At 46.0% G+C, this 21,019-nt stretch carries 20 protein-coding genes, 2 tRNA genes and 1 pseudogene; 20 read left to right on the top strand and 3 right to left on the bottom strand.

Features of this window, described 5'->3' with window-relative positions; genetic code table 11:
- The first annotated feature begins 166 nt into the window (after nucleotides 1–166).
- The 13 genes from IT393_10370 (at nucleotide 167) to IT393_10310 (ending at nucleotide 13,834) form a co-directional block, all read left to right on the top strand.
- Nucleotides 167–2,836 carry a hypothetical protein gene (locus tag IT393_10370; protein MCC7203047.1) on the top strand — a complete coding sequence of 890 codons (2,670 nt, stop codon included), beginning with the start codon at nucleotides 167–169 and terminating at the stop codon, nucleotides 2,834–2,836.
- A gap of 3 nt (nucleotides 2,837–2,839) precedes the next feature.
- Nucleotides 2,840–3,838, top strand: a complete 999-nt coding sequence (locus tag IT393_10365) for a hypothetical protein (protein ID MCC7203046.1) — start codon at nucleotides 2,840–2,842, stop codon at nucleotides 3,836–3,838.
- Nucleotides 3,822–6,869, top strand: a complete 3,048-nt coding sequence (locus IT393_10360) for a DUF1156 domain-containing protein (protein ID MCC7203045.1) — start codon at nucleotides 3,822–3,824, stop codon at nucleotides 6,867–6,869. The genes IT393_10365 and IT393_10360 overlap by 17 nt, the downstream gene beginning before the upstream one ends.
- A gap of 84 nt (nucleotides 6,870–6,953) precedes the next feature.
- Nucleotides 6,954–7,172 (top strand): addiction module protein, encoded by a 219-nt coding sequence (locus tag IT393_10355; protein ID MCC7203044.1) that lies wholly within the window; start codon nucleotides 6,954–6,956, stop codon nucleotides 7,170–7,172.
- Complete coding sequence (locus IT393_10350; GenBank protein MCC7203043.1) at nucleotides 7,169–7,474, top strand: type II toxin-antitoxin system RelE/ParE family toxin; 306 nt, start codon at nucleotides 7,169–7,171, stop codon at nucleotides 7,472–7,474. The genes IT393_10355 and IT393_10350 overlap by 4 nt, the downstream gene beginning before the upstream one ends.
- 6 nt (nucleotides 7,475–7,480) lie before the next feature.
- Nucleotides 7,481–7,909 carry a hypothetical protein gene (locus tag IT393_10345; protein ID MCC7203042.1) on the top strand — a complete coding sequence of 143 codons (429 nt, stop codon included), beginning with the start codon at nucleotides 7,481–7,483 and terminating at the stop codon, nucleotides 7,907–7,909.
- A gap of 30 nt (nucleotides 7,910–7,939) precedes the next feature.
- Nucleotides 7,940–10,726 (top strand): DEAD/DEAH box helicase family protein, encoded by a 2,787-nt coding sequence (locus tag IT393_10340; GenBank protein MCC7203041.1) that lies wholly within the window; start codon nucleotides 7,940–7,942, stop codon nucleotides 10,724–10,726.
- A gap of 185 nt (nucleotides 10,727–10,911) precedes the next feature.
- The gene (locus tag IT393_10335) at nucleotides 10,912–11,121 is read left to right on the top strand and encodes an ATP-binding protein (protein MCC7203040.1); all 210 of its coding nucleotides are present in this window, start codon (nucleotides 10,912–10,914) and stop codon (nucleotides 11,119–11,121) included.
- Nucleotides 11,122–11,167: 46 nt separating this feature from the next.
- A complete protein-coding gene (locus tag IT393_10330) occupies nucleotides 11,168–11,635 on the top strand; it encodes an HTH domain-containing protein (GenBank protein MCC7203039.1) in 468 nt (155 codons plus the stop codon).
- Between the two features lie 2 nt (nucleotides 11,636–11,637).
- Nucleotides 11,638–13,122: an SAM-dependent DNA methyltransferase gene (locus IT393_10325; GenBank protein MCC7203038.1), complete on the top strand. Its 1,485-nt coding sequence runs from the start codon at nucleotides 11,638–11,640 to the stop codon at nucleotides 13,120–13,122.
- Nucleotides 13,110–13,310, top strand: a complete 201-nt coding sequence (locus IT393_10320; GenBank protein MCC7203037.1) for a YwbE family protein — start codon at nucleotides 13,110–13,112, stop codon at nucleotides 13,308–13,310. Before IT393_10325 ends, IT393_10320 begins: the two co-directional genes overlap by 13 nt.
- A gap of 31 nt (nucleotides 13,311–13,341) precedes the next feature.
- Nucleotides 13,342–13,578: a DUF4160 domain-containing protein gene (locus IT393_10315; protein ID MCC7203036.1), complete on the top strand. Its 237-nt coding sequence runs from the start codon at nucleotides 13,342–13,344 to the stop codon at nucleotides 13,576–13,578.
- Entirely contained in the window at nucleotides 13,562–13,834 is a 273-nt protein-coding gene (locus IT393_10310) for a DUF2442 domain-containing protein (GenBank protein ID MCC7203035.1), read from the top strand. The genes IT393_10315 and IT393_10310 overlap by 17 nt, the downstream gene beginning before the upstream one ends.
- A gap of 16 nt (nucleotides 13,835–13,850) precedes the next feature.
- On the opposite strand, the pseudogene IT393_10305 reads toward IT393_10310, so the two are convergent.
- The 3 genes and pseudogenes from IT393_10305 to IT393_10295 all read right to left on the bottom strand — a co-directional run bounded on the left by IT393_10305 (nucleotide 13,851) and on the right by IT393_10295 (nucleotide 16,111).
- A pseudogene (locus IT393_10305) lies at nucleotides 13,851–13,919 on the bottom strand (SEC-C domain-containing protein).
- A 650-nt stretch (nucleotides 13,920–14,569) separates the two neighbouring features.
- Nucleotides 14,570–15,532 carry a TIGR01212 family radical SAM protein gene (locus tag IT393_10300; protein MCC7203034.1) on the bottom strand — a complete coding sequence of 321 codons (963 nt, stop codon included), beginning with the start codon at nucleotides 15,530–15,532 and terminating at the stop codon, nucleotides 14,570–14,572.
- A 27-nt stretch (nucleotides 15,533–15,559) separates the two neighbouring features.
- Nucleotides 15,560–16,111 (bottom strand): YbhB/YbcL family Raf kinase inhibitor-like protein, encoded by a 552-nt coding sequence (locus IT393_10295; GenBank protein ID MCC7203033.1) that lies wholly within the window; start codon nucleotides 16,109–16,111, stop codon nucleotides 15,560–15,562.
- 214 nt (nucleotides 16,112–16,325) lie between these two features.
- On the opposite strand from IT393_10295, the gene IT393_10290 reads away from it, so the two are divergent.
- From IT393_10290 to ybgF, 7 genes are all read left to right on the top strand, one after another.
- A tRNA-Val gene (locus IT393_10290) sits at nucleotides 16,326–16,401 on the top strand.
- Nucleotides 16,402–16,650: 249 nt separating this feature from the next.
- Nucleotides 16,651–16,728 (top strand) — tRNA-Asp (locus tag IT393_10285).
- A 93-nt stretch (nucleotides 16,729–16,821) separates the two neighbouring features.
- On the top strand, nucleotides 16,822–17,556 hold the full coding sequence (locus IT393_10280) for a MotA/TolQ/ExbB proton channel family protein (protein MCC7203032.1): 735 nt from the start codon (nucleotides 16,822–16,824) through the stop codon (nucleotides 17,554–17,556).
- A complete protein-coding gene (locus IT393_10275; protein MCC7203031.1) occupies nucleotides 17,557–17,961 on the top strand; it encodes a biopolymer transporter ExbD in 405 nt (134 codons plus the stop codon).
- Nucleotides 17,962–17,979: 18 nt separating this feature from the next.
- Nucleotides 17,980–18,765: an energy transducer TonB gene (locus IT393_10270; protein MCC7203030.1), complete on the top strand. Its 786-nt coding sequence runs from the start codon at nucleotides 17,980–17,982 to the stop codon at nucleotides 18,763–18,765.
- On the top strand, nucleotides 18,762–20,051 hold the full coding sequence (gene tolB, locus IT393_10265; GenBank protein MCC7203029.1) for a Tol-Pal system beta propeller repeat protein TolB: 1,290 nt from the start codon (nucleotides 18,762–18,764) through the stop codon (nucleotides 20,049–20,051). Before IT393_10270 ends, tolB begins: the two co-directional genes overlap by 4 nt.
- Before the next feature lie 58 nt (nucleotides 20,052–20,109).
- The gene (ybgF, locus tag IT393_10260; protein MCC7203028.1) at nucleotides 20,110–21,009 is read left to right on the top strand and encodes a tol-pal system protein YbgF; all 900 of its coding nucleotides are present in this window, start codon (nucleotides 20,110–20,112) and stop codon (nucleotides 21,007–21,009) included.
- The last annotated feature ends 10 nt before the right edge of the window (nucleotides 21,010–21,019 follow it).

Genomic DNA, 21,019 nt, shown 5'->3' with positions numbered 1-21,019 from the left:
ACAAACGCATAATGGCGGTTTTGTGTGGCAACTGCCGTTAGAAACATTATATAAAACGTAGTTATGACCGTCAATCAGAACAGTCATTTAAAAGCCATCTTCCAAAAACAGCCTGATTGATATATTATATGTGGTCAATACTAAGGAGTGTGCATCAGAACAGGCTATGAGCTATTCGGCATATCTAAAACCGAGGAAAGAGACCATATCTGACGCAGGTATTGAGGGGATTATTGATTTAGCCAATCTTGCCTCCGGTGATCCTGAGAAAATAGAGCCTAATCCTGAGATATTCTACAGCCTGACCTATCCAACCTCAGATACGCTGCGGGTATTGGAGCAGATTCATCTGCGTTTTCAATCGAATAAGGATACCTCCGGCCTCTTTCTTTTTGAAGGGCTGAAAGGCAGCGGTAAATCGCATCTCCTGCTTCTGGTTTATAATCTCTTCAAACATCCTGATATATCCCGCAGATGGCTGAGTTCAAACGATATTACATGCAATGTGCCTGACGATGTTATTGTCGTCATTAATAAATTTACCGACAACCCGTATGATTCTGTCTGGGGTATGATCTTCAATGCCCTTGGCACTGAGGCATGGAAGGGAAAGACCCATCCCGGATTAGCCGAATTTGAGAAGGCGCTTGGGGGCAGGAGACTGGTCCTCATATTTGACGAGCTTGAGCAGGGCATAAAGGTAATAGCAAATCCTGCGCTTCAGGCCCAGAACATTGCCTTTCTCCAGATGCTTTCCGAATACAGCAACCGTTCTGACAAGGTGACCCTATTCGCAAGTATTTACAGCGACAGGGAGGAGCCCGGCAGCACATTGAAGCGTGTTCCAAGGTGCACGGTCCAATTTGATAATACGCAGGACAGGTGTAAGGTAATACTTCACAGATTATTTGAAAACTATCTCAGCTTTAACCCTGAGACAGTCAGCCCTGTGATAGAGAGTTATGTGCAGCTATGGAAGAGACACGCGGTTATTGATGATGAAGAGTCATTTAAGAGGAGATTCCGTGAGACATATCCATTTACCCCGTCTATCATGGACATACTCCTGAAGAGGATCCCCTCAAGGGGTTCATTCCAGAATGTGAGAGGCTCTCTTGCATTCCTTGGTAATATAGTTCGTTTGACACACGAGACCAATGATATCATTACGCCTGCCGATGCCTCTATAGAAGACAAGGCAAACATGGTCATGCTCAGGGATATTGATATAAGCGGAGACATCATCAACCGGGCTAAGGAAAATGTCGAAGAGCTTAAAGCGGCTGTCCCTGCTTCCGGCAGGCTCGCATCTGCCGTGCTTCTTTACACCATCACGGGCCTTGAAGCAAACAAAGGGGTTACGAAAGACGGCCTGATGCCGGATATGTTATCACCATCGTTTGATATAAACAGTTTTAATCATACATTGTTGACATTCCAGAAATACGCATCATTTTTTCATTCCGAAGGAGACAGGTATTTCTTTGATATTGAAGAACAGCCGGAGGCAAAGGTAGAGCTAAAGTCACTGAAGTACTCAGATGACCATGCCCGTGAGTTGCTGACAGATTTGATTAAGACAGAGGTCTTCAGGGAGACATCAGGCGCCTTAGTATTTAACTCCGTCGGGCAGACACAGGAAATACTCAGGCAGATGGATAAATCCCGTCTAAGATATGTACTTGCAGGCAGGCGGTTGACTCAGGAGGAACGTCATAATATCTATTTTGGCATGGAGTACAGAAACCTCATAATACTGCTCGAACCAAAGGATGATAAATTCCAGTTGTTGAATGACAAAGACTTGTTGAAATGGGCAAAAAGGGTCTTGTCTGCAAAGTCCCTTGCTGATGGCGCCAAAAAATCATCTCAAAAGGCAGATTATGAAAGGATTGCAAGAGGGGATCAGGGAAATATTTTAGACAGGATCAGGAAGGCGGGTATCGTATTTATCAGTTGGGAAAATTATGGTTCTTCAGTCAATGAAGACCGTGTAGAACTGGAGCAGATAGCTGGAGACTGTTCAAAGGATAAGGTAATCGAGGCGCTGAGTCAGCAGTTCTTCCCGCTCCTTACCTTCAGGGAACACCTTGAAGACCGTCTTGAGGAGATTAAAGGCAAGTTAGTAAAGGAAACGGATGAAGAGTACAAAAAGACACTCAGTTTTCCTGTCCCTGCCATGGCCCGTGCGGTTTCAGGCGCTGTAAGAGAACTATGCAGGGATGGTGTTATCGGTATTCAGCACAGCAGGGGAAACTTCTGCGGCAGGTACATTGACCTGACTGAAACTGAATTCTTCAATGCAAAGATAACTGCCCCATTTCCGTCTGATGCAGTGCCGAAGCCTGTTGTATGTCAGATATGCGGTCAGATGCCGTGTGCCTGTGCGCGTGAGTCTGTGTCTTGTCACCGTTGCGGCCAGTTTCCCTGTATATGTGACGTCCCTCCCGCCGGTACTTGTCCGCGATGCGGTCAGCGACCATGTACATGTCCAAAAAAGAAGACAATCCCTTTAAGAATAACCCCGCAGACAGATGCCCTGAGCCTTAGAAACCAGATAGCCTTCAGGCTTCAGGAATATGACGGCGCTGAGATTACTAAGGCAACATACAAGATATTTTTTCAGAAAGACGGCATAGGGGACATGGGGACACTCCCGGCATTACTGAGGGGCAATTTAAGCGGGCAGGGTGATGTCACTGCTGAGATCAGCATTACAAAGAACGGACGGTTTGTGAAAAATCAGATCGAGCAGCAGGTTGAGTCACTTCCTTCCATTTCCGGCGCAGACTATTCAGCGGATTTGATCGTTATTACAGAAAATAAGGAGGGGTAGAATTTGCAGGGGCTTTCCCTTTCCAATAAATTGCTTGATGACCTGATAATGCCCGGACCAAGACTGGCCTGGCTTAAGAAGTGGTTTATTGAAGAGGTGTGGACAGCGTCCTTCTATGATTCCATGTCCCATATTGAATATCTTAAGGCAGGAGAGGATAAGGTTAACAGGTTTGAAGAGCTGATATCTTCTACTGCAGACAGGATATACAGGGAGTTATTATCGCCTCCAGAGACCGGCAAAGGCATGTTGAATGTCCTGAAAGAAGATACCGCTGTAGTTGTTTTTGACGGACTTTCCTTAAGGGAGATACCTATAATCCTGAAGTTGTCAGAGAGGTCAGGATTCAGTGTCAAAGAGGTTGACTGCTCTATTGCGGCAATACCGAGCGAGACAATGGATTTTGTTGAGCGTGAGTTTAAATGCGGGAAAATAAGCCCTAAAAGCCTCCAGACAAGGGCAGAGCTAAAGGACAAAGGTATAACAACAATCTATACAGACAATATAACACAGGGCATTAATGCCCCTGACGGCAACTCCCCGCTCCTTGTTTGGTCTGCTTTTCCGGACAATACCTATACAGACAGCGGATCCAGGTTTGAGCGCCATTTTGAAAATATTCATATCCAGTTTGAGACCGCATGGATGCATACTGTCCAGCAGATAAAGGGGAGACGGAAGGTAATTATTACAAGCGACCACGGGTATATCTTTTTCGGCACTGGCATGGACAAGACATCCTCTGAGAGGGAAATAAGGGAGCTAAACAGCTACTTCGGCAATAACAGAAATATATCACTTTCAGATAACCCGCACCCTCCCAAATCTGATGACATCATTATTGATGAAACAAGGGGTGTGGCGATGCTTAAAGGCCGTATAAGGACCCGTTCTACTGGTGATGCAGCCGCAAAGCTCTATAAGCATGGCGGGCTCTCGCTGATGGAGATGCTGACCCCATGGGTAGAGCTGGAAATTGGTGGAAATGAAAAGGGCTATTGAAGAATCCTTTCCTATCGTTGAGATAAACAGGCTTGCCGTGCCTGAACGGAATGCATTTAAACCCATCTACCAGATGCACAAGTGGTTTGCCCGCAGGGCCTCCAGCGTTTTCAGGGCCATTCTGCTTGCCTCCATGAAGCCTGCCGGGACAGACATCATGGAGGAGTTCTATAAAGACCACACCAATGATCTGGACACCAACGGCGTAAAGATACTGGACCCGTTCATGGGGGGCGGCACGACCATTATCGAGGCCCTCAGGCTTGGATGCCATGTGACCGGCATAGACCTGAACCCAGTGGCATGGTTTATAGTTAAGACAGAGTCTGAGCCTGTTGTCATTGATGACCTGAAGGCGGCGTTCAAACGCCTTGAGGAGAGAAAGACTGCAAGCGGTATCCCTGTCAGGGAAGAGCTGCTGAGTCATTACAGAACTGAGTGTCCATGCTGCGGCGCCGGAGTTGAGGACGCTGACATCATCTATACCTTCTGGGTGAAGTCCGCAATTTGCACAAACTCCATTTGCGGGTTGGAAGTCCCGCTATTCTCCGACTACATCATCTCGCAGAAGTCCCCATCAACAAGATATATCCCTGATTATGTCTGTCTTCATTGTAAGAAAGAGTATGACCTTGACCTTGAGCCTGCTTCACTGATTGCTGAAGGCAGTCTAACGGTCTACAACTTTAAGGATTCTTCAGGTGAGCTGCGGTCAAACAAGCGCTGGGCATTGCTAAATTCCCCTCTCCCCTTGCGGGAGAGGGATAGGGTGAGGGGGGGCTTCAATCGGGCAACCTGTCCCTGGTGTTTCAAAGAAGATGATGTCAGTGACACATTCTCATATAAAAAGGGAAAAAAGAAGGTACCGCTTACTGTCCTACTTTGTCCTCATTGCTGGTCTGTCTGGCAACACCGCGGCACGCTGCCTGAGGATGTGTCATGCCCTGCATGTAAAAAGGACTATGCCCCGGTTAAAGGGAACATCCCTTCAAAGGGGGATTTTATCTGCCATTCCTGTGGTACCAGGGATAAGATTATCGTCTCTATCAGGAGGCTCCCCAAGGAGAGACTGCTACCTGTAAAACCCTATAGCCTTGAGGGTTACTGTCCTTCCTGTGCAGGTGTGACTGCTGAGAACCTGTTCGGGGAAAAGGTAAAAACGAATGGGCCGGCCTCTCATGCCTGCAATATCAGAAACAACAACGGCAAGTTCTTTAAACGGATAACCCCGTCTGATCTGAAGCGGTATCAGGATGCGGAGAATAGATGGGAGAATGAAAAGGATAGCCTGCCGTATCCCAAAGGTGAAATCCCTGACGGACAGGAGACACATCGTTTGCTTGAACATCACTATATCTATTGGCGCCAGATGTTCAATCCCCGCCAGTTGCTCTGCCTGAGCACACTCCTTAAGGCGATTGATGAGGAAGGGGATCAGGTGTTGAAGGAGATGCTGTTGAGCGGGTTGTTCACCACATTAGAAAGTAATAATGTGTTTACGCGACACAGGGCAGATGCTAATAAAACAGAGGGTGTCTTTGCGAGACATGATTTTCAACCGAAAGCAACTTTTGCAGAAGGCAACGTATGGGGTGTGAAATTCGGCAAATGCAGCTTCATTAAATGTTTGGATAAGGCAATGGATGGCAAAGTGTTTTGTTACAAGCCTTTTGACAGAGCATATTCAAAAGGAGAAACAGTAACTGTTTTTAGAAATGAAGTCATAGAAAGAAACACCGGCACAAGTATCACCTGTGGCGATTCCGGGAAAATGGATTCCCGCTTTCGCGGGAATGACGAACAGACAGACACGACGTTAAGTTCCAATCTCATCATCACCGACCCTCCTTATGCAGACAATGTCAACTATTCCGAACTGGCCGATTTCTTCTATGTCTGGCTTAGATTAATCCTTGCAAAGACATATCCGCATTTTGCCCCGGAGATTACTCCAAAGTCAGAAGAGATAGTTGAAAACCCCACCCGTGGTAAGACATCATCGGACTATGAAAAGGGGCTTACCGAGGTCTGGAGAAGATGCTGTGAGAATCTTGAAGATGATGGTTTGATGGTCTTTACATTCCACCATGCAGAGGGCAGTGCATGGGAGGCGTTGCTTGAATCTATATGTAATGCAGGGTTTGTGATTGAAGCCATATATCCGATACATGGCGAATCAGAAAGCTCGCTACATTTGCAGGACAAACAGTCTATCTCTTACGACCTCATCCATGTCTGCAAAAAGAGACAGGTAAAAGAGGGAGATAAGGACAGCGGGCGGAAGCGCTCGTGGGCGACGATCAGGCAGGAGATAAGGAAAAGGGCGAGGGAGGAGATCAGGCTGATTGAAGCTGGGAGATATGGAAGCGGGTGGAGTGAGAATCTTCCTCCTGCTGATATAAACATCATCCTTATTGGCAAGTGCCTTGAACTATACAGCAGGCACTACGGCATGATCGTAGATTATAAGGATGAAGTAGTGCCATTAAGGGATGCGCTAACCGCTATCCGGATGATGGTGGAACAGCTCGTCTCATCAGCACAGCCATTGCCTTCAGAGCTTGAATACGTTGACCCTGTCAGTTACATCTATCTCACCTGCCTATGCGACAGGATGGAGGTCCAGAGCGATGAGGTGCATAAGGCCACAAGGGGGATACTTGAACCCGCAGATCTGATTAAGGCCGGTATCATGCATAAGGGCCGTGCCAAGAGAGGCCGGACTTATGAGGTGAAACACCCGGTTGAACGTTATAAAGACCTTCAGACATTCTTTTCAAAAAAGACCTCATCCCTTCTGCAGATTGCCCTCTTCCCTGAGATGGAAGAGGGGAAATTTGATAATGTTGCCCTTGTGGACATCCTCCATTTTCTCATGGGGCTTGCCCATGAATCAGGGGACATCATACAATGGCTCAGGGAATTTAATCCTGCAATGCCGCAGATAAGGGCGGCTCTTGAATATTTAAGGGTAAAGAACCCGACATTCAATGACCCGGTAAGCAGGGTCTTGAGTTTAATGGAAGTCTGAGAATTATTGACCTCGCTGCAACAGTCCAATATAATGTTGCTATTGATAAAAATATTAATATAAAGGCAATAGTCAGGAGGAACCATGTCAAATACTATACAATTGGAAAAGATGTCAATTGAGGAAAAAATCAGGGTGATGGAATCAATTTGGGATGATTTATGTAATAAGGCTGAAGGCATTGTATCTCCCTCGTGGCATAAAGAAGTATTGGAGGATAGAGAAAAAGGGATTGTGCATGGAAGTGAAAACTTTTCAGAATGGGATTCAGCCAAGAAGATAATAAGAAAAGAAGTTTCATGAAAATCAAAATATTATCCTCAGCGATCCAGGATTTGATTGACGGATACCGCTTCTATGAAAAACAGTCAGAGGGAGTAGGCGCTTATTTCTTAGACACACTCTTTTCAGATATTGATTCGCTGGTTGTAAATGCAGGTATTCATTCTGTGCATTTTGAGAAGTACCATCGTTTGCTGTCAAAGCGATTTCCATTTGCAGTGTATTACCGTGTTGAGGATCAAACCGCGCTTGTATATGCTGTTCTTGACTGCCGCAGAAACCCTGCATGGATAAGGAAGAGATTAGGGAAAAAAGGTGAATGAAGTCATATGCCTGGATATGAGATTATAGAACGTTCTTCAGTCAGACCATACAATCCGGAAGGTATAACGCCTTACGAAAACAGGATAGGTTTTATTGACTTTCTCAGGGAGATAAGAAACGAGGCGAATGACATCCCGGCTTCTTCTTCATATATTGTATCAGGCATAGAGGACGTCCTCTATCTTACAAGCCCGGGAGACCGTCATTCAATGGCAAGGAAGATCCATAATGTCCTGCAATCAGGCGCCTCCGCGCTTCAGAGAAAACATATTCAGGTGCAGATCATTTGTAATGGCAGGCTTGTTAAAGGTGATACCCTTTGGATAGAGTACCGGGGGGAAAGGCTTGATATTGAGTTGATTTTCGGATACACCACTAAACAGACCACAAATGGGACAGACTGGTATTTTACAGGTTACAATCTATCAAGCTGAAATCACACGGCCGATTTCAGTGGCAAGCTGATGCTAAACAAAAAGACAAAGGTAAGAAACAAATACCGTCCTGAACTTGGTTCAGGTGAGGTGTTCAGGGTTTCAGAAGGGGATGGAACCTATAAGGTTGATGTAGTATTTGAGAAAGACGGGAAAAGGATCCTTGAGACATTTCCAGAGGACTTCCTTGAACCGGTAGACGATATCTTTCAGAGATATGAAAAGGGGATCTCTGATAATCCCCTGGAGTTCTTCCTTAAACAGCTTGCATATCAATTTCCGCTCGAAAACTCAGGCGGGGAGCTGTCAAACAGCAAGACAGACCTTCTGCCGCATCAGATCCTTCTGACCCACAAGATAGTTGAGGCAAGGAGGAGGAGATTCCTGATTGCCGATGAGGTGGGGCTTGGCAAGACCATTGAGACAGGGATGATTATGAGAGAGCTCAGCGCAAGAAAAGAGGCTGAGAGGATACTCATTATCTGTCCGGCGGGACTTACCCGGAACTGGCAGAACGAATTAAGGGACTGTTTCAGGATGCACTTCGATATATTTGGGTCGGACTTCACTGATGCCAATCCTTACGCATGGGAGAGGCATAACCATGTCATTGTTTCTATAGACACGATTAAAAAAACATCCCGCCTTGAGAGGCTCGTAAAAGGCCCTAAATGGGATACTGTCGTGTTTGATGAGGCGCATCACCTCAGCCGCAAGAGATATGGGAATAAGATCACTGCCACGCAGAACTACAGACTCGCAGAGAAGATAAAGGGGATTACACGGGATATATTATTTCTGTCGGCGACACCACATCAGGGGGATGGATACCAGTTCTGGTCTTTGGTACAGCTATTGGATGACCAGCTCTTTGAAAATCCTGAGGCAATGCTTGACCACAGGGGCCTCCTTAACAGGGTGATGTTCAGGCGCACCAAAAGGGAGGTTACTGATGCGTCGGGAAATCCCATCTTTATGAAGAGGAAGGTCCATTCCCAGAAGTTCAGCCTGTCTTTAAAAGAACAGAGGTTTTACGAAAACCTGACAGAGTATCTGAGAGAGGGGTATACTGCAGCCGGAGCTGGAAAGGAGAAGACAACCAAACAGGAAAGGGCTGTCGGTTTTGTCATGGCGACATTTCAGAAGATCATGTCTTCAAGCCCAAGGGCGATCCGGCAGGCATTAAGGAGGAGGCTTATTGCCATCTATGCAAGGAAACAGATGGCGCTTGAGAGCGGAATGAGGGGGGCGATAACAAGGGCCGACATCTCTATGCAGATCATGAGGTATCAGGAGTTGATGAGAGAGGTCGTCAGTGACCTGCTTTCCGCCGGTTACGGGAAGATGGATTATACGGAGGCGGATACATACATTGCTCAGTTAAAGCAACGCATTAAAAGGCGTCCCCAGTTTGAGGAGGAGATTACCAACTGGGCGCTGGATGCCCTTGAGACGGACGAGGATGCAATCATTGCAGAGGCAAATATCCCCAATGAGGACCAGAAGATAAAGGAATTGATTGAAATGATTGATGACGGGCCTGACAGGAAGTTTGATACCCTCATCAGGGCAGTAGAGCAGATACGCCGGGAAAATACGAATGAGAAGATGATTATATTCACGCAATATCTTGAGACCTTATATTTTCTGAAAGATGAACTTGAAAAGTATTATGGCGCAGGGAAGATAGCAGCGATTAAAGGCGGAGCATTGGAGGATAAGATAGCTGCCTGTGAGTCGTTCTGGGATGAGGATGGGGCGCAATTCCTGATAAGCACATCTGCCGGCGGCGAGGGGATAAACCTGCAGGTGTGCAGGGTGTTGTTTAATTATGATCTCCCATGGAATCCCATGGCGGTTGAACAGAGGATCGGCAGGATTCACAGGTACGGACAACAGGAGACGGCACAGGTCTATAATCTTGTTGCAGAGGGGACGATTGAAGAAAAGGTTTATTCCATTCTTGAACAAAAGCTTCTTGAAATAGCCGCAACTATAGGGAAAGTGGACAGGGTTACAGGAGAGGTTACTGAGGATTTCAGGTCAGAAGTCCTCGGATTCATGGGGACAGCGTTAAACTACAATGATATCTACAAAGAGGCCCTGGTAAACAGCGATTATAACAGGACTGAGATGGAGATTTATGATGCACTAAGGCAGGCGGACGAGGCAAGTGATGCATTGAGGATGCTGACGCAGGACCTGTCAACATTTAACCTTGCAAGCTATGTGGAATTGAGGGGAAAATATACTCTTGATGATTTGAGGGTCTTTTGTGAAAAGGCCACCATTCGGCTCGGCGGCAGTTTTATTCCGTCCGGCGATATTGTGACTATTGTAACCCCTCATGTCTTGCTGAATTATAATAATGTATCAGCCCGATATGAGAATATGACATTCACAAGGAAGACAGCAACGCGTAAAAAAGGGGTTGAACTATTGGGCATAGGTCATCCTTTGATTAATGCATTAATTGAATTTTACAAGAGTGACAATGTCTCAGGAGAAATCCTGAGCGCAGGATATAAAGGACTTTCAGGTAATCTGTGTGCAAGATATATATTCAGGGTAGAGTTCAGTGACAATACGTACAGGGAGATTTATAAGGGATTTCCTCTCTTTGGCGCAGAGATAAGTGATGACATTGCATTTCTGCAAGAACAAAGATGGGAAGATACAGAAGATAACCACCGGAAGTATCCTATAACAGAGCACTGTGAGATGCTTGTCAGGAATTATGAGGCCTATTTGAGGTCTGAAAATGAGGGCGTGATTAATGTCCGGGCTAAATGTGTTGGGATTATTAATGTGCACTGAAACTATTGGCGAAGTGTGATTATCTGATGCTTTCCGTAAATTTATAGATAAATGTGGCCAATCCCGCCTGGGAAGCTGCGGAGAAATTGTTGGATAGGGTAATGGCGGAGAGGGCCGGACAGCAACCAAAGGAGTCAGGCAGGAAAAGGAAGGTTAAGGTATGAGCATAGAGCTGGTAAAAAAGATTGCTCAAGCAGCGTGAAAACATCCGTCTGGAGGTCAAAGAGGCCAGGGCGGAACTGCCTGAGAGCCTTTTTGAAACCATCTGTGCCATGCTGAACAGGGATGGGGGCGATATATTATTGGGTGTTGCTGATACCGGCGCTGTTAAAGGTGTGGATGCTTCAAAGGTGGAAATATTGAAAGCCAATCTGGTGAATATTTCAAAATGGTGAAGGTCCGATTCGTCTGGACAACTTCACTCCTTTTTCTAAAAACCCATTGATTTGCAAATTCTTTACCCAGCTTGGGCGGGTGGATGAGCTTGGGTCAGGTGTGTTGAACGTTAACAAGTACCTGCCTGTTTATACCCTTGGCAAAAAGCCCCAGTTTATTGAAGGCAATTATTTCAAAATAATAATTCCATTGGATGAAAGTATGTTTGCAAAGCTTATTGTATCAGCCGGCACAGCAAGTGACATAGTAAATGATACAGTAGGTGATACAGTAAATGATACAGTAAAGGAAAGAATGTCGAAGATTATAATTATTCTTGAGCAGAATCCGGGAATCCGTTCAAAAAAATTAAGTGAAAGAACCGGAGTTACTCCTGTAACAATAAGACGGGATATGCAAAAGATGCAATCAGCCGGTCTTGTTATTTTTAAAGGGAGTCCAAAGACAGGCGGGTATTATTTGAGTGATACAACAAGTACAAAACTTGCAGAATATGGCAAGGAGAAAACATAGTTATGAGCAGCAATACATCCGGCATCATAAGCAAGGTCTGGTCCTTCTGCAACACCCTCCGTGATGATGGAGTGGGATACGGTGATTACCTGGAGCAGCTTACATACCTCCTCTTTCTGAAGCTGGCTGATGAATACAGCAAGCCGCCCTACAGCCGGTCGCTTCCGATTCCTGTAGAATACAATTGGGAAAGCCTGACTGCCAAACGGGGCGCAGAGCTGGAGGGACACTACACCACGCTGTTGCGTGAGCTGGGGAAACAGAAAGGGATACTGGGGCAGATCTTCATCAAGAGCCAGAACAAGATTCAGGATCCGGCAAAACTCTATAAGCTCATTGATATGATTGACAGGGAGCAATGGAGCCTGATGGGAGCTGATGTAAAAGGCGCGATATACGAGGGGCTGCTGGAGAAAAATGCAGAGGATACGAAGAGCGGGGCAGGGCAGTATTTCACACCCAGGGCGCTTATAAAGGTAATGGTCACATGCCTGCGGCCGGAACCCATGAAGATCATAGCTGACCCAGCCTGTGGAACAGGCGGATTTTTTCTGGCTGCGTATGATTTTATCGTGGAAAACTATGATCTGGACAAAGACCAGAGACAATCTTTGAAATACAAGACATTTTTCGGGAACGAGATTGTGGCCAACACCCGCAGACTGGCGCTGATGAACATGTTCCTGCATAACATCGGGGATATTGACAGTGAAAACGTAATTTCATCAACGGATGCATTGGTGGCAGATACAGGTTTGCGGGCAGACTATGTCCTTACCAATCCGCCTTTCGGCAAAAAGAGCAGTATGACCTTTACCAATGAAGAAGGGGAGCAGGAGAGAGAAGGTCTGACCTACAACCGTCAGGACTTCTGGGCAACCACGAGCAATAAACAACTCAACTTTGTCCAGCACATACGGACCATGCTGAAGACAGACGGGAAGGCGGCAGTCGTACTGCCGGACAATGTCCTATTTGAAGGCGGCGCAGGTGAAACCGTAAGAAAGAAACTGCTGGAGACAACGGAACTGCATACCATCCTGCGCCTCCCGACAGGGATATTTTACGCCCAGGGGGTGAAGGCGAATGTCCTTTTCTTTGACGCGAGGCCAGCGAGTAAAGCCCCATGGACGAAAGAGGTCTGGGTCTATGATTACCGCACCAATGTCCATCATACCCTCAAGAAGAACCCGTTGAAACCTGACGACCTTAAAGAATTCATTGAATGCTACAAACCTGAGAACAGGCATAGGAGGAAAGAGACCTGGGATATTAAGACCAATCCAGAAGGAAGGTGGAGGCGATTCACCTATGACGAAATCATCAACCGCGATAAGACAAGTCTTGATATCATATGGTTGAAGGACAAGTCCCTTGCAGATCTGGACAATTTGCCTGATCCCGACACACTGGCAGCTGAAATCATCGAGAATATCGAGGCTGGACTTGAAAACTTCAAGGAGATATTGTCGTCATGCAGGAGGTAAAGAAAGCGGATATAAAACAGGGTCTGCTTGTGCGGGTGGTAACGAAGGATGACCAGCGTACAGGAAGGCTGACGGAAGGTATAGTTAAGGATATCCTGACAAAGTCACCCACGCATCCACACGGGATCAAGGTGCGCCTTGAAAGCGGCATTGTTGGACGGGTGAAGAATATCCTCTGGTATTCTTGACACTATGCCCCATATTCAGTAACATTTCTATATGCCGACAATAAAAAAAATTGAGGGTCCGTATAGATTTTACTTTTATAGTTTTGATTGCAACGAACCAAAGCACGTACATGTTCAAAGAGAGAGAATGACCTGTAAGTTTTGGTTGGAACCAATTGCTTTGTGCAAGAATAGTGGCTTTTCACCAAGAGAACTAACTACTATTCGAGAGATTATTAATAAAAATATAGATAAGATAAAGGAGGCATGGTATGAGCATTGCGGTTAAACTCCAGGAAATAAAGATTAAAGATGTGAGTATTACTGAGGACACTATAACTGCATATCTTGTTGACGGGCGGACAATTAGCGTTCCTCTTGCATGGTCATGGAGATTATCAGAGGCTACAGCTGAGGAGCGGGCAAAGTATGAAATTATTGGAGATGGTCAAGGAATACATTGGCCCGATGTTGATGAAGATATTAGTGCAGAGGGAATGTTGTACGGAACACCTGCTCCAAGACCAAAGAGGTCGAACAAGTAATTATTATTCAGCAGCTTTACATCCCGTGGCATTTCTTGTACTTCTTCCCGCTTCCGCAATAACATGAATCATTTCGTCCCGGTGTCCTGGCCGCTGCCGGAGGTAACATGTGAGGTGCGTAATTACGGCAGTATAACCTGACAAGCTCTACGACGCCTTCTGCTGCATCTTCCGGTTTGTCAAAGCTATCTTTATAGTGTTTTTCACTTGCCATTAATTCTGTCTCAATGGCCTTATCTACTGCAGGAGGATCGTCGGACGATGTTGCTGCGGCGTGTATTATCCGGCAGAATCCCTTTTCATTTGGTTTAGCTTCAGGAGATCCCATGTAGCCGCAGTGTTCTGGTCTTATTTCAGTTCCGCCTGTTGCCGCAGGATGTATCCTGCATTTTTTGTCTTCAGATAAGAAGAGACATCTGAATGCAAACATTGCCCTCAGATTTATTAAAATCGTCTTGTTTGCTACCTTGATATCCTGAACCGCAAGGTTGTATCTCTCCGGTGTGGTAAAGAGGGGACGGGGAGTCTCCTCTTTCGTTACATACTTTCCCGATATTCTCTGAGCCCTTTCATTGATGCTGCTGACTATTTCTGTCTTAAGCTCCCGGGGACGGAACAGGCCGCCTTCTTTTTTTATAGAGTAGGTGATTATGCCCCACCATGGGTCGCAGCACTTTCCCCCGCATTTTTCTATACATACCTGTGAGAAATAGCCTGTGTCTGTTGCTGCGATGCTCATAATGTCCCTTCCCTTGCAGATATTGTCAGCGATGCTATATCCTTTTCTGATTTACATTCTTTACCCTGATACGAACCTCTGCGTTCAAACTCATTTTCTATACGTGTCAGGATGACCTTTTTTGATACTCCCCATTTTGGTGCTATGAGATAATCACCTGTCAGTTCTCCTGTGAGACGCTGTATTGCAACACCAGCCGGTATTCGTTCAAGGAAATCACAGACAAGCTGTATGTATTCATCAGGAGAGATAAGATTAATCCCCCCCTTAGCATACATCTTTTCGAGCAGTGTATTTTCCGCAACGTAGAGGTGATGTATCTTAAGTCCGTCTATATCAAGGCTGGCAAGCATATCGGCCGTCTGCATCATCATGTCATGCGTCTCACCGGGCAGCCCTAATATGACATGGACGCATACCCTGAGACCTTTGAGCTTTACCCTCGTTATGGCATCAACAAACTGTTCGAAGTTGTGTCCCCTGTTCATCCATGTCAGTGTATCATCATACATGCTCTGAAGGCCGATCTCTACCCAGAGATGGGTCTTTTTCGAGTAAGATGCGAGGAGGTCAACCACTTCATCAGGAAGACAGTCAGGTCTGGTGCCTATTGACAAACCGACGACATCATCAAATGACAGCGCCTCTCTGTACAGGTCATTTAACAGATTTACCGGGCCATACGTGTTGGTATATGCCTGAAAATAGGCTATGAATTTTTCTGCCCTGAAGTTCTTTCTGTAAAACTCCATGCCGTTTATGATCTGTTCGCTGACAGACCGCTTTGATCCCTTGGAATTCGGGCTGAAACTCCGGTTTTCACAATAGACGCATCCGCCGTATGCTACAGAGCCATCCCTGTTTGGACAGGTAAATCCTGCATCAAGCCCTATTTTATAAACCCTGAATGGAAAGACCTGTTTAAGATAATCCCTGTATGAAAAATAATGCTTGCTCATGTTGCAGATGTTAAATAGTCGCTGTCCCTATTTTCGCCCATATTGACCCATCACTGTGGCTTTGCCGGTGATGTGTCCTTTAATCCTGCTTTCAACATCCTGTCTTGATGCTTTGGACGCTAATCCTGTTGTCCCGGTATCAAGGGCATAGATTGTGAAGAAGTATCTGTGCGGGCGGCCTGGCGGAGGACACGGACCTCCATAGCCTGTACGCCTGAAACTGGTTGTTCCCTGCTTGATACCCTTTGAAAGTTCGGGGTCTTTTGCGAGGCCTTCCGGCAGCGTATGGGTATCCGCAGGAATGTCATAGATAACCCAGTGTGTAAAAGTCCCTACAGGTGCATCAGGATCATCCATAATAATGGCAAATCCCTTTGTGCCTGCCGGTATCCCTTCCCATTTCATGAGAGGGGACAGATCAGCGCCATCACATGTATATTTAACCGGAATAGTTTCACCTTCAATGAAGGCAGAGGTGCTTAGAGTAAAATTCATAGTTTCACCCCCTTTTTGTGCCATTACCCGGCCAAATGACAGGAGCATAACAGAGAAAGTCAAAATGATTATAACCCTGTTCATATTGGAATATTATAAGCCGAACACTCCGTATTGACAATATTTTTTAAAGTTGTTAGGATGTAACCCAATGTAGCAAAAGTAACTCAGTCTACGCTCAAAAATGTCCAGTTGCAAGGAAGGAAGTATCAATTGAGCTGAGGCGTACTGTGTTGTACGTTGAAGCTCAATTGATACTTCCTGACGCCACAAATGGACATTTTTCAGCGTAAACTGTGGGCGGATAGCTCAATTGGTAGAGCGCGGCCCTTACAAGGCCGAGGTCACAGGTTCGATACCTGTTCCGCCTACCATTGCTTATAGAGGAGTGGATGACAAGGAAACCGGAGGCGTACTAAATAGTACGTTGAGGATTTCCTGAGGAGTCCAACGCCGTATAAAGTAATTTTGCAGAATTCAGCATAAACAACAAGGTTGACGCTCAAAAGTGTCCAGGTGCAAGGAAGGGCATGGGAATTGAGCTGAGGCGTACTGTGTTGTACGTTGAAGCTCAATTCCCATGCCCTGACGCCGCAGATGGGCACTTTTCAGCGTCAACCCGCGGGGTCGTAGTTCAGTTCGGTTAGAACGCCTGCCTGTCACGCAGGAGGTCGCGAGTTCAAGTCTCGTCGGCCCCGCCATAATAAGGTGAGCATCTGTAGCTCAGCAGAAGTTGCAACAGCTACACACAAAAATGCCCGTCTGCGGCGTTTTTCAGCGTAAACAAGTTCCGCATGCATATAGAATCAGAAATCCTAAAACTCATTTTCTCAGCCGGAATAGTAGCCAAGGTAGTCCTGTTAATCCTGTTCATATTCTCCATTGTATCCTGGGCTGTCATGTTCTTTAAGTTTTTCCAGTTCCGCAGGATAGAAAAGGATTCCAGAGAATTTATGGGTACCTTTTCAAAGATTGAAAATATCCACCAGCTCTATACCTTGTCAAAGAATAAGGACAATCCGCTTGCTTCACTGGTTAAGGAGGGGTATGCGAGGTTCTATGAGATTAAGAAGGGACAGGGGGGCCTGCTGACCGACCGGCCTGCCTTTCTGAATGCCATTGACAGGAGATTAAAGAGCACCAGCGAGGATGAAATATCATATTATGAGGAGTATCTCTCATTTCTTGCTACTACCGGGAATGTTACACCCTTTATCGGATTGTTTGGTACTGTGTGGGGTATTATACATGCATTTCAGCAGATAGGGCTGCAGGGTTCGGCAAATATTGCGGCAGTGGCGCCTGGTATAGCTGAGGCGCTCATCGCTACAGGCGCAGGTCTTGCTACCGCAATCCCTGCTGTCATAGGTTATAATTATCTGTTGAACAGGGTTAGAAAGATGGCATCGCAGATGGATGTGTTTTCAGGAGAGATCATAGCATACGCTGAAGCCGATGTCTGGGCAGGAAGCGGTCAGGCCGAGGAAGCGGATGAACCATCTTTAGCCAGGATTCAAAAGGGGTCATGATTGACTGATAAAAAATACAGGCTGATGTCTGAAATTAACATGGTGCCGTTTGTTGATATAGTCCTTGTGCTGCTGATTATTTTCATGATATCAGCCCCACTTATGTACCGTGGCATTGATGTTGACCTTCCGAAGTCGTCCGTAAATACGATAAAGCAGGAACAGCGAATAATGCTTATTGTTGACAGGTTCAGCAATGTCTATATTGATGACAGAAAGGTCCCTATGGCGGGGATCGAATCTGCCATCAGGCAAAAGAGCGCTGAAGATGCTGATGTGACAGTCTATTTGAAGGCAGACAGGTCTGTACCATACGGGACTATCGTAAGTGTGATGGATACAGTTAAAGGGATGGGCATAGACAAGCTTGGTATGGTTACAGAATCTCTTAAGGAGGTGGAGTAGAACAATTAGAGTTTACTTATGTTCAGGCAAGCAGAGACAAACTTGAAGTGGATGCTGACAATATCCCTCCTTTTTCATATATCAATCCTGTCAATGATATTTTCCTCCGGTTTCTTAAGATGGAAGGACCTCTTTACAGCAAAATATTCTCCGTTATCTTCGATACAGGTTAGCATTGTAAACCTTCCTAAAGAAAATCCGGGCCGCATGACAGCCCCTGAACCGGAAATCTCAAGGGTCGTGAAAAGCACTGCAACTGTAAAAAAGACAGAAAAAAAGAAAAGTGCAGTCATCGAAAAGAAAGAGGACATAAGTCCATCGAAAAGGATCGAGAAATTAAGAGAGGTAATCGAGAGTGGCATAAAAAAGCAGAAGGAGGTAATTGCAACACCGGTGAAGCCTGCAGGAGACAGTGCAGAAGAGAGGGTTGGGGGGCCGGGCGAAGTTCAATCTCAGAGAGATTCAAAACTTGGCGGAAGCGGTCAGATGGTAAGCGGACCAGTAGTAGACCTGCCTTCATTTAAATATGACTATTATCTCGGGCTCATAAAAAATAAGGTTGATAACAGGTGGAGTCAGCCTGTAACTCACAGTAACATGAGAAAAGCACTTATTGAATTTACCATTAACAGAAAAGGGGATGTCAGTAACGTGAAGGTTGCGGATTCGTCAGGAGACAGATATTTTGATCAAACTGCCCTGAGGGCTGTGACCCTTTCGACCCCTTTTCCTCCGTTACCCCGTGGTTATAAAGGGGATTCCCTGAAAGTGCATTACAGGTTTATATTCGGGGAGAAGGGTTGAAGAAGAAAATATTACATCTGTTTACTTTTTTTGTATTGCTGTCTGCCCTCTCATTTAAGGCAGCGCTATCTGAAGAGGTATATATTGAGACGAAGAAGGGAGAGATTGAGAAGATCCCTGTATCAGTAGTGATTACAGGCGATGACCAGGAGTTGAAAACTGCAGTAGGAAAGATACTCTTAAATGACCTTGAGCGCTCCTTATATTTTAAGCTGATTACAATCCAGGGACCTCAATTAAAAGGGGTTCCAGACAGGCTTGGCGAGGCCATTCGCGGACAATTGACTTCATCCGGCGCTGAGGCATTGGTTGTTGCGCAGGTATTCAGGGACGGAAAGACGATAAGGCTGGATGGCAAATTGTATGAGACAGGGAGCGGAGAGCTGATCTATGCCAGGAAATATATAGGAAACAATAATATCCTTCGAAGGATAGTCCACAGGTATTCAGACGAGATAGTATTCAGGATGACAGGAGAAAAGGGGATTGCACAGACACGCATTTCTTACGTGTCTGATCACACCGGGAGCAAGGAGCTCTACATTATGGACTATGACGGTTTTTCATCAAAGATGATTACAGGAAACAGGTCAATCAACATGTCGCCTGACTGGTCACCCGGCGGAACTCAAATAGCCTACACGTCATACAGGGATGGCAATCCTGATATATATATGGTAGATTTGAACACGAGCAAACGGTTGAGGCTGACTGATTATTCAGGACTGGATATTTCGCCATCCTGGTCTCCTGATGGCAATACAATAGCATTTTCAACAAGCAGGGATGGGAATGCCGAGATATATACAATGAACAGGGATGGAAAGGGATTAAGGAGGATTACATATGCCAACGGAGAAGATGTGTCACCAACCTGGTCTCCTGCCGGTGAGGAGATTGCCTTTACATCAGACAGGGGACGAAGTCCGCAGATATATGTGATGAAGGCAGATGGCACCAATGTACGCAGATTGACCTTTAAGGGAGACTATAACAGCGAACCTGCATGGTCGCCCAGAGGTGACAGGATAGCGTTTTCATGCAGGCGGGGGGGGAGCTTTCGTATTTGTCTTGTCAACCCGGACGGCAGTGATCTAAGGGAGATATCAAAAGGTCCCGGAAGTGATGAGTCCCCATCATGGTCTCCTGACGGCAAGTGGGTCACATATGCATCATCAAGGGGCAGAAAGTCTGACATATATGTTATAAGCGCTGAGGGCGGTGAGGCGCTCAGATTGACAAATAATGGCGGGAATAACACGGGGCCGGACTGGTCCCCTAATTAAATGCGGCGCAGGCCTTAATGGCCGGCTGTGGACTGGCAGGACGAGGAGGGGTTTTCAGGTGAAAAAGATATTGTTGACTTTTGTTGCACTGGTTATTTCTGTTTCCGGTTGTGCCATGCAGTCTGAATTCGTTGATCTGGAAAATGAGGTCAACCGCATGAAGGTCATTTTACTTCAGACACAGAGGGATTTTTCAAATCTCCAGCAGTCCCAGCCCGATGAGAAACAGTCTATTAAAGAGCTGATGTCGAGGCTGGAATCTCAAAATTCCGGATCCATTGATATGCTGCAGAAGAACCAGGCTGATTTTGAGGGGAGGTTGACGCAGCTTGCGACCGATGTCCAGATTATTCAGGGCGGAGTAGAGGAAAATACTCACAAGGTGACTGAGTTGACAGAGAGTGTTGATGATCATGACGCTGCTATTCAGGAGATGTCAAGAAGGCTTGATAACCTGGAATCAGCGAAAGGGGAGAGGAACAGACAGCAGGATACAATTCTTGCCCCTGCACCGCCTGTGACGCAGTCCGGACAACCGCCTGCTCAGTCAACTGCCGCAAAACCATCAGAGAGCGCTTCTGCATCAGCACCCTCCGAACTTTACAATCAGGCATATAAGGATTACATGTCAGGTCATTTTGATCCTGCCATAGAGGGTTTCTACAATTACCTGCGTCAGTCTCCAACAGGGAATTTAGCGCCAAATGCCCTGTATTGGATAGGGGAGTGTTTTTACAGCAAGGGTGACTATACAAAGTCTGTAACTGTCTTTGAGAGTGTAACGATTGATTATCCGAAAAGTGACAAGGTGGCAGGCGCACTGCTTAAGATGGGCTACGGATATGAAAAGCTGGGAAATAAGGACATGGCAAAGCTGTATTTTAAGAAGGTTGTAGAGCAATTGCCCTATTCTCCGGAGGCTTCACTCGCCAGGATAAGATTAGCGGACCTTAAGTAGTTATAGCTGA

The organism is Nitrospirota bacterium (assembly GCA_020851375.1).
GTDB lineage: Bacteria > Nitrospirota > 9FT-COMBO-42-15 > HDB-SIOI813 > HDB-SIOI813 > RBG-16-43-11.
Note: the sequence above shows the minus strand (reverse complement) of the source record. Positions and strands in the feature narration are given on the sequence as shown.